This window comes from Shewanella sp. NFH-SH190041 (assembly GCF_024363255.1).
In the GTDB taxonomy this organism is placed as follows: Bacteria; Pseudomonadota; Gammaproteobacteria; order Enterobacterales; family Shewanellaceae; genus Shewanella.
Map to the genome: position 1 here is coordinate 4,034,387 of NZ_AP026070.1, position 14,363 is coordinate 4,048,749.

Consider the following 14,363-nt stretch of genomic DNA (forward strand, 5'->3'; position numbering starts at 1 on the left):
CTTAGGGTAAGGATTAGTCTGGGCGCCCTTCATGCCAACGGAAGCACGGGCCATAACCATTACACTGATTGGCATCGCGGCAGGCTTTTTCCCGGGTGTAATAACTGAATTTGAACCACTTCCACTGACCGCGCCAATTACGCCATAAATGCTCACACTGGCCGATGTCGCGAGTGTTTGACCAGCGGTAACAAGCCCCGCCCTGACGACAGCGGTTTGCAGCCCGGCAACTCTGCTCGGTGCGCAGCCGTTTCGCCCAGTAAGAGCCGCCATTCCAATCCCATTTCCCCCGCACCCATTCCAGCAATTCACATTGCCCGGGCCAATCGGGATCAAAGTCATCATCCCCATTTGCGGCGGCCTGCTTACTACTGGTATCACAGCGACCATCACTGCATTGGAACAGGTTTTCCGGCACGGTAAATGACAAGCCACTGCCGGCGCCATGATCGGTATTGGGAATATCCCCGGCCGCGCCGCCATTCGTGCAATTCCCCACCGACAGTACGCTTTGGTCAAACGTCACCTCCGCCGGTTCAGGATCGGTCGGAGACAGGGAAAACAGCACCGCCTCCTGCAGATAAGGAAAGCGCTGAGGATCTGGGTTCATCGCCGTCTCTAACTGGGCTGGCGTATTAATCACTGCCATGGTTTCCCGGCTAAAATCTTCCAGCGGCATCCCCGGCACCCGGGACTGCAGTGCATGCACGCCATCCCGGGTGCGGATCAGGGCAATAGCATGGCCTGCGGTCAAGGTGCCTTGGGAGTCATGCAGATTAAAGTTGGTGACAAACATCGTCCCCACCGCACTGGCTTGCAGATCAATCAGCATCTGGCGGTAATCATCCTCGACCAGATGTCGATTACGGTTGTAGTAAATTGATGGTGTCACCGTCAGGCCAGAGCCCCCGGTCAACTGCGACACTATCTGTCCGGCAAAATGCTGTGCAGACAGTACATTGACCAAGGTGGGATCATTCGGCGCAAATACCCGAGGCGGTGGATTGTTCAGCTGCATTTGGAATATGCGGCTCAGGGTTCGGAAACGAGTCGTAAAACTGTCCATGGTGGTCTGGGCTGGATTCAACGTGAAGTACTGCGGTCGGACTGAATCCCCTGGCACATTATTGCCATGACGATTCATCTCCAGCACCATTTCAATACTGTGCAACAAACAGGCACCACAAACACCGGACTGACCGGATGTACCGCCGGGATGGGAAGCAATCAACCATAGCCGCCGTAGCCAACGGGACAAGTCAAAATTTCCCGGCAAACGCAAAGCGGCAGTACTGTTGCCGCCATCAATCGCATCTTTGAACACCCCGGGCGCAGGGCAGATCCCCGGCCGCAATGAACCGGCATAATTCCCTGCCACATAGGTCTGGCGGCCATAATGTTCGCCACCATCCTGAAACACATACCAAGGTTTAAAGACATCGGGAATGCTGGCGATAGCGCTGGGTTTAATCGTGTAACCCGTACCGATATTAATACCGCCGCTACGTTCCACCCCGAAGAGATTGCCTTTGGCATCTTCAATAATCAGGCTAAAAGCCCGGCCATGGGATTGCGCGCTGACACTCGTGGTAATACTCCATTTCAGCGGGTTCGGCACAATGCCGTCACCATAGCTGTCAGGGCAGCGCTGAAAACTGACAAACTCACTGTCCGTCGTGGTGCCAAGCATATTGGAACGTAAACAGTACTGATAACCGTCCGGCATCACCTTGCTGATCTGCCGAGTCTGAGGATCGTAACGCAGCGCCCCCTGACTGATACGGCCATCCTTACCTAAAATCTGGGTATAGGATTTACCTTCAAAGGGATAATGGAAGTTAAACTGATACGCTAAGGTAAAAGGCGCTGGCACCAACGCAAAAATAATCTCCCGGCCGGTGACTTTCAGATCATACAGATTGCTCGATTTTGCCGAAGTGGCTAAATACCAGTTATTCTCCTGCAGCCGGTAGCCGGTATGCTGGTTGACCATCTGTTTAGTGGTCTCATTATATTTCCAGATTTGACGGGTATTATTCACCGAGCAAGGCTTAAGCTGAATATAGGAATACGTTGAGGTGTCATCGGATGCCACATCCGTCATACAAAGATAAAAGTTATCCGGCTGGTCGCCTTCGGTAGTGATCACAGTAGAAATATGGCCGTGCACATCATAACGCCAGTCATAACCAATACAGTCGGTGCTGTCTTTACGCGCAGTTTCGTAGGCATAGTAAATATTGTCTTTTGCCAGATACGGCGCCACACAATAGGTGTAACCATTGCGCAGTTCTACTTCAAAATTGGAATCCAGTGCTTTGTCTACTTTTTGTGGATAAGGTGATGCGTGCGTGACAGATGTGCCCCCGAGCAGTAATAACAGGGCGGCAAAACACATCATCAGTCGCCTGACAAAGTGAACAGAGTGAACGGGTAACGCTGAGGTTGATAAATAAAGCATGGCATATCCTTTATTTATGCTGTCATCCACAGTACTGCATTCATAACCATGTGAATGAAATAACAATGAATTAAATTAATGATGGAGCGCAGTAAACCGTCGCAGTGATGTTATCCCGACATAATCGCCTCCCGCACAATAACCGGAATAAGATTAATCAGGCTGTGTGCATGGTGAATAATTTAATCAGTTAACTTCTGGTTAGTTACCACTTTCTGACTAAATTAATAATGGATTTATTGGCATAACGTCGCTAATGCTTTAGCTAAAACGACTGCGCCAAAATATTTAATATCTCTTTTGGTATAACCATTTTACGCTAACGTTAATCTCAGCAATATTGGCTTGATAGATATCAGCGCATTATTGCATTTCAGCTTAATGCCCGAGCAACTGTTGTTTTGCCAATCATTGTTCGCTGACAATTTTCCGCTATTCGCTGAGAATTTTTTGCTAATAGCTTTTTGCTGATAGCTTTTCGCTAATAGTTTTGCGCGCTAGTTTATTGGGTAATACCGCTACATTCTCCAGGCGATGTTATCTCCCAAGCAATAACAATATTGGCAGACATTAAGCATCCGAAGTTTGTCTTTCGCTAAACCACATCAACAGTCAGTAATAGGCGTATCTTCTGGCAGAGGTGATACGCCAAACGCACACCTCTATCTTATCTCCACGGGTATTGTTCCACTTTTGGCCATAACCCGACTGTATTAATAATGAGAAGCTAACAGCTCACTTCCAGCGCAACAATAACCATTAGTTTGCCCTATAGAACAAAATGACTACATCTATGGCAATACGCCTCATTTTGACTGCTAGATTACGCTTCGTGCTGCCGCAACAAAATGCCAGCAGCGCTAGTTCTGTATTTCTCGCTTACCCGCTAGGGCCGACCATCATTCCAACGGAAACAGGGGCCGTAGCCATTACACTGGTTAGCGTCCCGACAAGCCTTTTCCCGGGTGAAGTAGCCATAAGCAAACCATTGCCACTGTCCTTTGCTATTACGCCATAAATGTTCACACTGGCCGATATCCCGGGTCTCAGACCAGCGGAAACAGGCGCCACCTTGACGACAGCGATTCGCGGCCCGACAACGCGGTGCGGTATTGAGCCGCTTGGCCCAGTAAGCACCACCATTCCAGTCCCATTTACCCCGCACCCACTCCAACAGTTCACACTGTCCCGGCCAATGGGGTTGGAAATTATCATCGCCGTTGGCTGAAGCCTGGGTTGAGCTGGTATCACAGCGACCACCAACACATTGAAACAGGTTTTCCGGCACGGTAAATGACAGCCCACTGCCGGCACCATGTTCAGTATCCGGCTGACCGCCTACCGCCCCACCTATAGTGCAGTTTCCTACCGACAACATATCCAAATCAAAGCTTTCTGCCGGTGTTGCCGCTTGCGCCTCAGGGGACAGGGTGATCACTACCGCCTCGGTCATATACAGAAAACGTTGGGGCCGGTAGTTTCGCAGCACCGCACTGAGACCATCAACCGAATTGATATTGGCGTTGACCAACTGGGAAAATAAATTAAATGAGTACTGGGATGACTCGGACGTGGGCACAGCATGTAGCCCATCAGGTGTACGGATCAACATAGATGCATGACTGACTTCCTGCCCGGCCTGTTGATTCCAAATCGAGTTTGCCACAATAAACATGGTGCCTACCGGGCTGCCACGCATGTGATTCAACATCGCCTGCACATCGGCGTTACCCAGGCGTCTGGCCGCATTAAAATAAATGCTCGGTGTCATGCTCAGCCCTGAACCGCCGAACAAAGACGACAACACCCCAGTACTTAAATATTGCAAATACAAGACTTCATCCCGAGCATGATCCTGTGCATCAAACGTGCCGGAAACAATGGGCCCCATCAACTGCTGAAATTGTGCTGCATAACCGGGAAAACGCTGCACAAAACTGTTCACCGACGTCTGCCCCGCATCCAAAGCAAAAAATTGCGGACTGACATCCTCAGCCGGAGGATGATTACCGTGTCTGTGCATCTCTAACGCCATTTCCGCACTGTGCAACAGGCAGGTACCACAAGGGCCTGACGTTTCCGGGCCGCCGGGGTGGGTAGAGATCTGGTACAAACGTCGCAGCCAGCGGCTGAGATCAAAGTCATCAGGCAATCTGCGCTGCGCGCGATTATCAGGCGCATCGGCAAAGACCCCTGGCGCGGGACAAATTTGCTGCTGTAAAGAGCCTAAATAGTTGCCCCAGCGGTAACTTTGCCGCCCTAAGGTTTCCCCGCCATCCTGAAAACGGTATAGCGGTTTAAAGCGATCTGGGATCTGACTGACAGCCTTGGGTTTGATGGTATAACCGGTACCTATATTAATGCCGCCACTGCGCTCCACCCCAAACAGGTTGCCCTTAATATCTTCAATAAACAACGGGAATTCCCGCCCATGGGACTGGGCACTGACACTGGCGCGGATAGTCCATTTCAGCGGGTTCGGCACAATGCCGTCACCATAACTGTCAGGGCAACGCTGAAAACTGACAAACTCACTGTCTGTGGTGGTGCCAAGCATATTGGAGCGCAAACAGTACTGATAACCGTCTGGCATCACTTTGCTGATCTGCCGGGTTTGAGGATCGTAACGCAGCGGGCCGTCACTGATGCGGCCATCCTTCCCCAAAATGCGGGTGTAAGATTTCCCCTCAAAGGAATAATGAAAATTAAACTGATATGCCAACGTCAGAGGCGCTGGCACTAAGGCAAACAGGATCTGACGGCCAGTAACTTTCAGATCATACAGATTGCTCGATTTTGCCGAAGTGGCTAAATACCAGTTAATTTCCTGCAACCGATTACCTGTGTGCTGATTAACCATCTGTTGGCTGCTGTCGTTATATTTCCAGATCTGGCGGGCATTATTCACCGAGCAGGGCTTGAGCTGGATATAGGAATAGATAGATGTATCACTGGACGCCACATCCGTCATACAAAGATAAAAATTATCCGGCTGATCGCCTTCGGTGGTAATTACGGTAGAAATGTGGCCATGCACATCATAACGCCAGTCATAGCCGATACAGTCTGTGCTGTCTTTACGCGCGGTTTCATAGGCGTAATAAATATTATCTTTTGCCAGATAGGGCGCCACACAGTAGCTGTAGCCATTGCGCAGTGCGACCTCAAAGTTGGAATCCAGCGCCTTATCCACTTTTTGCGGATAAGACGACGCCGATGCCTGCGGCAATGTGGCACAGACCAGCAGCACAATGGCACCGAGCAATCGCCTTATATTTTTTAAATCAAACATAACTGCCCCTTGTTAGATGTCAGTTAAGGTCGTCCTTCATTCCAACGGAAGCATGGGCCGTTGCCATTACATTGATTTGCATCTCGACAAGCCTTTTCCCGGGTGTAATAGCGATAGGGGAACCATTGCCACTGCCCTTGGCTGTTACGCCATAAATGTTCACACTGGCCAATATCCAATGCACCACTCCAGCGATAACAGCCCCCGCCACTGGCGCAACGATTTGCCTGTCGGCAACTGGCTGCCGAGGTATGTTGCTTGGCCCAAACCGAGCCACCATTCCAGCTCCAGCGATGATTCACTCGCTCCAGCCATTCACACTGCTGCGGCCAGCTGGGCACAAAATTATCATCGCCATTGGCGGCGGCCTGGCGGGCACTGGTGTCACAACGACCATCAGAGCATTGATACAATGTCGCCGGCAGTGCCAGAAATTGACCGCCACCGGCACTGTGATCAACCCCAGCGCCACCTACCGCGCCGCCAACAGTACAATTACCAACAGAAAACATGTTTTCATCAAAGGTTTCAGCAGGCGTTTGCTGGATATCCGGGCGGAAGGTAAAAATCACCGCTTCGGTAATAATCGGGTAATCTGCGGGGCGAAACAGTTGCAAAGCACGCTGCAATAAATCCGGATGGTTCAGATCCTCATTAACCATTTGGTTAAACCGGGCCTGACTGGTGGAATCACGGGGCTCAGAGGTGGGGATGGCATGTAACTCCCCGCCTGGGGTGCGGATAAATGCGGTGGCATGACCATCCCGGATGCCTTGAGCATTCACATTGCCATTAACCACCACAAACAAGGTACCCTGGGGCGCATCGAACATTTCATCATGCATACGGGAAAAGTCGTCATCCCCCAATACGCCACTCAAATTAAAATAATTTGAGGTGGTCATCACCAAGCCCTCCCGCCCCAACAAGGTCGATAAAAACACGCCATTGAGATACTCGGAGGCCAGCACGGCATGTAACGCCGCAGAAGGGTGAAAAGGAATTAAATTGGCCCGATCAAAATCATTATCCATGCTCAGTGCAAGCAGCGGGAAACGTTGCCTGAAACTGGCCATACTGGTTGCCGCTTGGAAGCTGAACATCTGCGCATCGATATTATCCCCCGGCGGGGTATTACCATGGCGCTGGATTTCAATCAGCATCTCGGCGGCATGCAGCAAACAAGGACCACAGACCCCTGCTGCCTGAGTCACATCCCCGCCGGGATGGGTAGAAATGCGATACAGCCGATTCAGCCAAGTCTGTAAATTAAAGTTGGGTGGCAATTGCCGGTGTTGATTGCCACTGTCTTGATACACGCCCGATGCCGGGCAAATACCGTCCCGCAGGGTACCGAGATAATTCCCCGCCATATAAGTCTTACGGCCATAAACTTCGCCACCATCTTGGAAGAGATACCAAGGTTTGAATCTGTCTGGAATATCCCGCGCCGCTTTGGGTTTAATGGTATAGGCAGTACCGATGTTGATGCCGCCGCTGCGCTCTACCCCCAGCAGATTCTGATTGTAATCACGAATAACCAGCTTAAAAGTCCGGCCATTTTCACCGCTGGTTAAACTGGTACTGATCCGCCATTTCAATGGATTGGGCACAATGCCATCACCATAACTGTCTGGGCAAGCCTGAAAGCTGACAAACTCACTGTCCTTAGCTGAGCCAAGCATATTAGAACGCAGGCAGTACTGCTGCCCATCAGGCATCAAGGTGCTGATCTGCCGGGTTTGAGGGTCGTAACGCAACGGCCCTTGGCTGATGCGGCCATCCTTCCCCAGCAACTGGGTATAGGATTTACCGTCAAAGGGATAATGGAAGTTGAACTGGTAAGCCGAGGTAAAAGGTGCCGGCACCAGCGCAAACAAAATCGGCCGCCCGGTCACCTTCAGATCATACAAATGGCTTGATTTTGCCGAGGTGGCCAGATACCAGTTAATTTCTTGCAACCGGTTGCCGGTGTGCTGATTCACCAGTTGCTGACTGGTGTCATTATATTTCCAAATCTGGCGAACATTATTCACCGAGCAGGGCTTGAGCTGGACGTAGGAGTATGTGGATGTGTCATCGGAGGCCACATCTGTCATACAGAGATAGCGCTCATTAGTGCGCCCGCCTTCATCGGTGCGGATAATAGTGGAAATATGGCCATGCACATCATAGCGCCAGTCGTAACCGATACAGTCCGTACTGTCTGTACGTGCGGTCTCATAGGCGTAGTAGATATTATCCTTCCCCTGATAGGGGGCAACACAGTAGCTATAGCCATTGCGCAGGGCGACCTCAAAATTGGAATCCAACGCTTTATCGACTTTTTGTGGATTAGGTGATGCATGGGTAACCGATATGCCCCCAGCCAGTAATAACATGGCAAAAAACATCATCAGTCGCTTGATAAAATAAACAGGATGAACGAATAACACTGAGCGTGATAAATAAAGCATGGCATATCCTTTATTCATGCTGTCATCCACAGTACAGCATTCATAACCATGTGAATGAAATAACAATGACTTAAATTAATAAGGGTGCTGAGTCAGGCGTCCCGATGATGTTATTGGGATATAACATCACTCCCACACAATAACCGAAATAGGGACAACCAGGCCGGGCATGGTGAACGATTAAATCAGTTAACATCCATTTAATTACCTCTTTCTGACTAAATTAATAATAGGTATATTGGCTAGGTTTATTTTTTCGAGTTTATGGGCATAACCTCGCAAATTATTTACTCAAAACAAAAAAACTATACCCGAAATATATTTAATATCTCTTTTGGTATAACACTTTTACGCTAACGTTAGTCTCAGCAATATTTACTCGATAAATATCGGCGCATTATTGTCACTTAATGACCTAGCACAATTGTTTTGCCGATAGTTTTTTCTGAAATTTTTTCGCTGATAGTTTTTCACAATAGCTTAGTGGGTAATGCAGTTAAATTTTTTAGGCCGATTTTATCCCTCCAGCAATAACAGTATTAGCTGGTATTAAGTATCCGATACTTGTTTCTCACTTAGCTACATCAACACCAACAGTACGTAATAGGCGTACTTCTGGCAAAGGTGGTATGCCAAACGCGCTCCCCTATCTTATCTCCGCAGGTATTGCTCCCCTTTTGGCCATAACCAGACTGTATTAATAGTGAGAAGCTAACAGCTCACCCCTACAGCAACAATAACCATTAGTTTGCTCTATAGAACAAAATGACTATACCCATGGTGACACTACAAATTTTTACCGCGAGATGAAGCCGTTAGTTATGCTCTTGGTCACCGCGCTACCACAAGCATATGCCGGTAGTACCTCACACATACCGGCCGCTATCGCTAGTAGTGCTGGCAACGCTGAACTCAGGCCAAGCGACAGCGTTTTTGTCAAAAAAACACGTTTCCCTAAAACAAGGAGATACAGCCTGAATACAGGTGCTGTTTTATTTGTATGGAAAATCTTATCCAGCAAGTTTTCCCTAAGCTTGTTCCACGCTTACATATTTATAAGGCCAACAGGCTGACATGGAAAAGAATAGTTCTTCAGGGGATTGACCGGATCTTATGCAGTAAATATCTGCTGTCGAGATTGGTTGGAAAGATATGTGAAACTACTTAAGCAATATTCCTTAAGCATTATCATCAGGCTGTTGTATCTGACCTGATTGCTCAGCTATGCAAAAGGTCTACAAAGTACCTATGTCATTGTCGACGGCATTTGGGTAGAAAATTTCGTTCTCACTACCTAAGAAAACAGTCCTAGCTCTACAACCATTGACTGGCGATATTGTTATAGGTAGTCATGTTGTAAACCACTATTGCTTTTATCCTAACAACTCTTTTTGCATAAGAATTAGCCTAGCTAATTTTTCATTATAGGCATCTAGAGCCGCCTCAAGTTGAATTAAATAATCGGATGCTAAGATACTTTTAAGGGAATCTACATTATTTAAATTTAGATTATTTCTAGAAATAATACACTCTGCGTGGCACTTGATATAAACCTTCTTTTGTTTGTCGGTAAGATAATATGATGTAGTATTCTGTTTCATTGTTTCATTTAAAAATGCGGTTGCTAAAGCATAATACTGCTTATCCAGTTCAACACCTTCTAATGTAATATCTATATTATCTTTTCCGAATTTAACTTCTATATCAGTTTGTATTTTTATTATTTCATTTATGACATTCTCTGTGGATGAAATCAGTTCAATAATTGCCTTATATCTTTCGGTATGTCTATGTTGTTGTTTCCATGTAGATAATGCACTGTAGGCTATAAATAAAGTTCCTGCGCCAAACGCAATACTCAGAAGGTCCTTAGCGTATTTCCATATCGAAAAATTAGTTTGGCTCACCTCTGTTCCTGCCGCAAACGCAAAGCCAACCAAGGCAATATATAAGAGAAATTTCATATTTTCTTTGATCATTAGTTTTGCCATCACTGATTAAAATGGTAACTTTTTGGGTGTTCAACTAAAAGTCTACCGTATTGAATTCACACCTTTTAGATGGTGATATTGTTATGATTTTTCAAGGCATTATTATTAATCAGATTTGAAATCTTAGTTTGTGCAAGCACCTCTTAGCAATAGCTGCATACTAATAAAATTGAAAGGATAAGATAGAGAACCTTTACTTCACACCTTCGGGATACACTATACTTCATCGGAGCCGCCGAAAAGCATCAGGGGCCGTCGAAATGATTCCCTTTTAGGGGGGGGTAACCCACTTAGTACAGCCGCATCTGATATCAGAAAAAGTCTTTGCTTGATTGAGCTGGCAGCATACTCATGCAGCGCCAGAGTAATACGCAAGCTTTCTCATTGTCGCAAGAACTGTCAGTACAAAAGCCAGCCAGTCTCATTCAAGGCTGGCTTTGGGATTCATGCTGTTAAAGACGAGCGTTGTCGCAGCCACCGCAATCTTGGTCAGCAGCTCCCGCCCCCTCAGCAGCCGAGTTAGCCGCTTTCAGGCGCGGATCGGCACCTTGCACCCCATTTTCAATCAGATCCACCACATCAGCGGCAATATCCCCGGTAAAGCGGATACATTGCTTAATATGCTCAGGCGAGCCGAACTCGACCTTTTGCAGCAATTTCTTGCAGCATACAGAGCCATTACGATGTTCAAACCGATCATGCAACTCAGCTGACAGCGGGAAAATATCATCGGACAGGGCTTCGCCTTCCTGCTCGCGGCCATATTTCAGTCCTAACGCCATTACGCCCCCCGCCAGTGCGCCGCAGATACAACCTGACATGCCAACACCCACTGGAAAACCCGAGGCCATTTTCACCATTAATGGATTGGCAGGCTGCCCCAGATGATCATTTACCACCGCAAATACCGCCTCGGAGCAGAGAAACTTCCCATCAGCATACAATTGCTCTGCCCGCTGTCGCGCAGCCAAGGCAACCGGCTCATATTGGCGGTTCTGCTCACGCTGCTGATCCAACTCTCGCTGCTCGCGCATAGACAGATGGCTGTTGGGACGTTTCTTTTTCGGTAAAGGCATAGCTCACCTCTTCAAATCATGCCGTGGTGTTCAATGGATCAGACAACAAGCTGATTGCTGGCTCGGCGTCAGGCGGCGGATTGTACCGCGTTAATTCATCACTGAGGAAATAATCCCGCTATATCGGCTTTAGCAAAGGTGGCAAGTCAGCATCACAGTAGCAAGCGGTTACTGGGGTAAGAACTGGGGGGACACAACGTCATCGAGCGCGCATTAGCACCCGATGACGGAAGAGAACAACTACAAATTCAATCACTAATCATCGACATTCCCGCAGAAATTTAGTGAGGCACATAGGCCAGCCCAAAGGGATTGGTACCCACGGTCACCGTGGTCTTTAAATTAGGCTGTCGCCATGGCGCATGGGTATCAAACACGGACACCTTATCCTGAGACGCTCCCGAGTGGGTGATATAGAGCTTTTTACCATTACGGGTCACAGAAATATTATGGGGGGTTGGCTGAGGGGTATCATTAGTAAAGCGGCTACGCAGATGACGACGGTTAAGGGTATACAGGCCATTGGTGCCACCGTCAGCAATGTCTGTCACATAGACCCGGTTGTAGTGCGCAAAAATGCCATGGGCATTGGGGACATTGGCTTGACGTCTCATGCCCAGATGTCGGGTGCTTAGCTCAGTGACTGTGCCCTCATCTTGGGATGCCACCAGCAAGGAGCGATCTCGTTTGACCAAAAACAAATGCGGATCACCGCCAACTTGTCTGCGGGCGGTTTGGTAAGCCCTACCCCACCAATATTGGTATTTGAGGATCCATCCTTGATCTGTATTCCCCAGCAAACTGACAAACCACTGGCGGCCATTTGCTGAAATAAACACATCATGGGGTTTAAAACCGGCATTGACTAAATCTTGCGGGATTGCCACCGTGGTTTTAACCGTCAGATTATTGGTATCAATCACTGAGATGCTGTTATCGACATCGTTGACGACCAGCAACAACTCCGCATATTTAGAGGCCCACATATGGAATACCCCTCTACCCACCGGAATTTTTTTAATTAATTGGTATGCATGACTGTCGAATACCAGCACCTGATTATTGGCCCGGTCACCCACATACAAGAGGTTCTTTTTATACACCACATACATGGGCTCAGGTGTGGCTTCATCATCAGCTTTGGGTAAGCGAATGGTGTGTTTTACCGTGTCGGTTTTAACGTCAATCACTGACACAGTGCCGCCAGCCCGGTCCGCCACCGCCATCGAGCCCTGTGTCGCTTGATAATAACGGGCCATCACTGGCATGCTGAATATCATTAAGGATACGGGAAGCCATATCCATTTGTTTGGATTACGCATAATGTGTTCCTTTTCTTCAAATAACCCATCAACAACAGATCGGCCCATGACAAAAGGCTAACCATCAAATTATCTTGCGCGCTAAATCTCACAGAATTATCACAGAACAATTTCATGGTTATCACGGAGGGGAATCTTTTTGGCGGCGAATAATCGCAGACAAAAATGACGGTAATAAAGGAGAACACTAAGGTGTTAATAATGAGCGGCGAAGATGGAACGCAAGGGGAGAGCAGGCGTTAGCCAAGCCATCAGACTTGGCTCATAACGTATAAAAGTTCTGTGCTCAGCATAAGCTGTCAGACACATAGCGCGGTGAACAGGGATATCACAAAAGCGCTGTCGCCCTAGCGCATATTTTTCGACGCACTGCGACGTTGGCGGTACAAGCCTTCTAACTGCTCACTGAACTGGATCATCTGTTGGCGCTGCACAACTGCCGCATCCTGCAATGATTCCACCGCCGTATCTGTCGCGATCCGTTTTGCCAGCGCCAGAATTAATTGCTCTGCCTGACTTAGGCCACCAGCCTGAACGTCTTTGATAAATAGCAGCCGAAAACAATCATGGAAGATGGAAATCAAGGTGTCATTGCTCAGCACAAAGCCATCCTGATGTACGGGATCTTTTGTAAATCTGGCGTCATCCGCCTGATAGCTCATCCCGGCAATTAAATTACACACTGTGGTTAAAGTGGTTGCACCGCTGAACAGCTCTGCCACTCCGGGGCGGGATGCCAGCACCAATGCCAGTTGATGGGCAAACTCTGCTTTACTCCATTGATCGCCAAGGGCATGGATCACACTCATCGCCTACTCCTTAAAATAATGGCGAAACATCAAAACCATAATAATGGCTAGACCTAACAGCCATTCACCACGAAGCGCTGTGCTTCCCGAAGAGCACGAAGGAAAGCTGAAGGCATGCATCCAAGCTGTGCCGCAATAGCAGCAGCCCTAATGGTTCACTGTGATTGAACCAGTTTAAGCTTTTGCTCTTCTTCGTGTCCTTCGTGTCCTTCGTGTCCTTCGTGTCCTTCGTGGTGATCCGCTTTTATTTGTTGTTTCAAAGATAACAGCCATGAACCACGAAGCGCTGCGCTTCACGAAGAGCACGAAGGAAAGCTGAAGGCATGCATCCAAGCTGTGCCAACACTTCAGCCCTACTTCCCTTTATTCTGCCTGTCCTAGCTTTTCCATTCTCTGTCCCAGCTTTCGTTCTCGCTTTTGCTCTTCTTCGTGGCCTTCGTGTCCTTCGTGGTGATCCGCTTTTATTTGTTGTTTCCAAGATAAAAGCCATGAACCACGAAGCGCTGCACTTCACAAAGAGCACGAAGGAAAGCTGAAGGCATGCATCCAAGCTGTGCCAGCATCTCCGGCTCTGTGTCGCTGGGATGCGACAGTGAAGCCTACAGGGAGGTATCCACGGCGTGCCGGAGATGTGGCGCAGCGGCAGCACTTCAGCCCTACTTCCCTTTATTCTGCCTGTCCTCACTTTTCCTTTCCCTGTCCCAGCTTTCGTTCTCGCTCTCGCTTTTGCTCTTCTTCGTGCCTTTCGTGCTCTTCGTGGTGATCCGCTTTTATTTGTTGTTTCCAAGATAAAAACCATCAACCACGAAGCGCTGCGCTACACGGCGAATATGGCGCAGCCATATGCTTATGAGCGAGAGCCAAGGACTGGCGAACTGGCTTTTTAACAGGGATGTTATTGAGCACGAAGGAAAGCTGGAGACTGCAATCCAAGCCAAGCTCTGTTTTATCCAAAC

At 48.3% G+C, this 14,363-nt stretch carries 8 protein-coding genes; 1 reads left to right on the forward strand and 7 read right to left on the reverse strand.

The genetic code is table 11. From position 1 onward, the window contains the following. Nucleotides 1–13: 13 nt before the first annotated feature. The 7 genes from NFHSH190041_RS17995 to NFHSH190041_RS18025 all read right to left on the reverse strand — a co-directional run bounded on the left by NFHSH190041_RS17995 (nt 14) and on the right by NFHSH190041_RS18025 (nt 13,407). Nucleotides 14–2,461: a DUF1561 domain-containing protein gene (locus tag NFHSH190041_RS17995; protein ID WP_261923084.1), complete on the reverse strand. Its 2,448-nt coding sequence runs from the start codon at nt 2,459–2,461 to the stop codon at nt 14–16. A gap of 886 nt (nt 2,462–3,347) precedes the next feature. After that, the gene (locus NFHSH190041_RS18000; RefSeq protein ID WP_261923085.1) at nt 3,348–5,753 is read right to left on the reverse strand and encodes an RICIN domain-containing protein; all 2,406 of its coding nucleotides are present in this window, start codon (nt 5,751–5,753) and stop codon (nt 3,348–3,350) included. Between the two features lie 23 nt (nt 5,754–5,776). Continuing rightward, nucleotides 5,777–8,227 carry a DUF1561 domain-containing protein gene (locus NFHSH190041_RS18005; RefSeq protein ID WP_261923086.1) on the reverse strand — a complete coding sequence of 817 codons (2,451 nt, stop codon included), beginning with the start codon at nt 8,225–8,227 and terminating at the stop codon, nt 5,777–5,779. A 1,355-nt stretch (nt 8,228–9,582) separates the two neighbouring features. Then, nucleotides 9,583–10,188 carry a hypothetical protein gene (locus NFHSH190041_RS18010; protein ID WP_261923087.1) on the reverse strand — a complete coding sequence of 202 codons (606 nt, stop codon included), beginning with the start codon at nt 10,186–10,188 and terminating at the stop codon, nt 9,583–9,585. A 464-nt stretch (nt 10,189–10,652) separates the two neighbouring features. Then, complete coding sequence (locus NFHSH190041_RS18015) at nt 10,653–11,276, reverse strand: C-GCAxxG-C-C family protein (protein WP_261923088.1); 624 nt, start codon at nt 11,274–11,276, stop codon at nt 10,653–10,655. Between the two features lie 281 nt (nt 11,277–11,557). Next, nucleotides 11,558–12,598 carry a YncE family protein gene (locus NFHSH190041_RS18020; RefSeq protein ID WP_261923089.1) on the reverse strand — a complete coding sequence of 347 codons (1,041 nt, stop codon included), beginning with the start codon at nt 12,596–12,598 and terminating at the stop codon, nt 11,558–11,560. Nucleotides 12,599–12,945: 347 nt separating this feature from the next. Further along, nucleotides 12,946–13,407 (reverse strand): hypothetical protein, encoded by a 462-nt coding sequence (locus NFHSH190041_RS18025; protein ID WP_261923090.1) that lies wholly within the window; start codon nt 13,405–13,407, stop codon nt 12,946–12,948. Between the two features lie 620 nt (nt 13,408–14,027). On the opposite strand from NFHSH190041_RS18025, the gene NFHSH190041_RS18030 reads away from it, so the two are divergent. Then, nucleotides 14,028–14,294 (forward strand): hypothetical protein, encoded by a 267-nt coding sequence (locus tag NFHSH190041_RS18030; RefSeq protein WP_261923091.1) that lies wholly within the window; start codon nt 14,028–14,030, stop codon nt 14,292–14,294. Nucleotides 14,295–14,363: the final 69 nt, after the last annotated feature.

Bases quoted from the DNA above. Each gene is read 5' to 3' on its own strand.
- NFHSH190041_RS17995 (WP_261923084.1), bottom strand. From the start codon at position 2,461: ATGCTTTATTTATCAACCTCAGCGTTACCCGTTCACTCTGTTCACTTT.
- NFHSH190041_RS18000 (WP_261923085.1), bottom strand. From the start codon at position 5,753: ATGTTTGATTTAAAAAATATAAGGCGATTGCTCGGTGCCATTGTGCTG.
- NFHSH190041_RS18005 (WP_261923086.1), bottom strand. From the start codon at position 8,227: ATGAATAAAGGATATGCCATGCTTTATTTATCACGCTCAGTGTTATTC.
- NFHSH190041_RS18010 (WP_261923087.1), bottom strand. From the start codon at position 10,188: ATGATCAAAGAAAATATGAAATTTCTCTTATATATTGCCTTGGTTGGC.
- NFHSH190041_RS18015 (WP_261923088.1), bottom strand. From the start codon at position 11,276: ATGCCTTTACCGAAAAAGAAACGTCCCAACAGCCATCTGTCTATGCGC.
- NFHSH190041_RS18020 (WP_261923089.1), bottom strand. From the start codon at position 12,598: ATGCGTAATCCAAACAAATGGATATGGCTTCCCGTATCCTTAATGATA.
- NFHSH190041_RS18025 (WP_261923090.1), bottom strand. From the start codon at position 13,407: ATGAGTGTGATCCATGCCCTTGGCGATCAATGGAGTAAAGCAGAGTTT.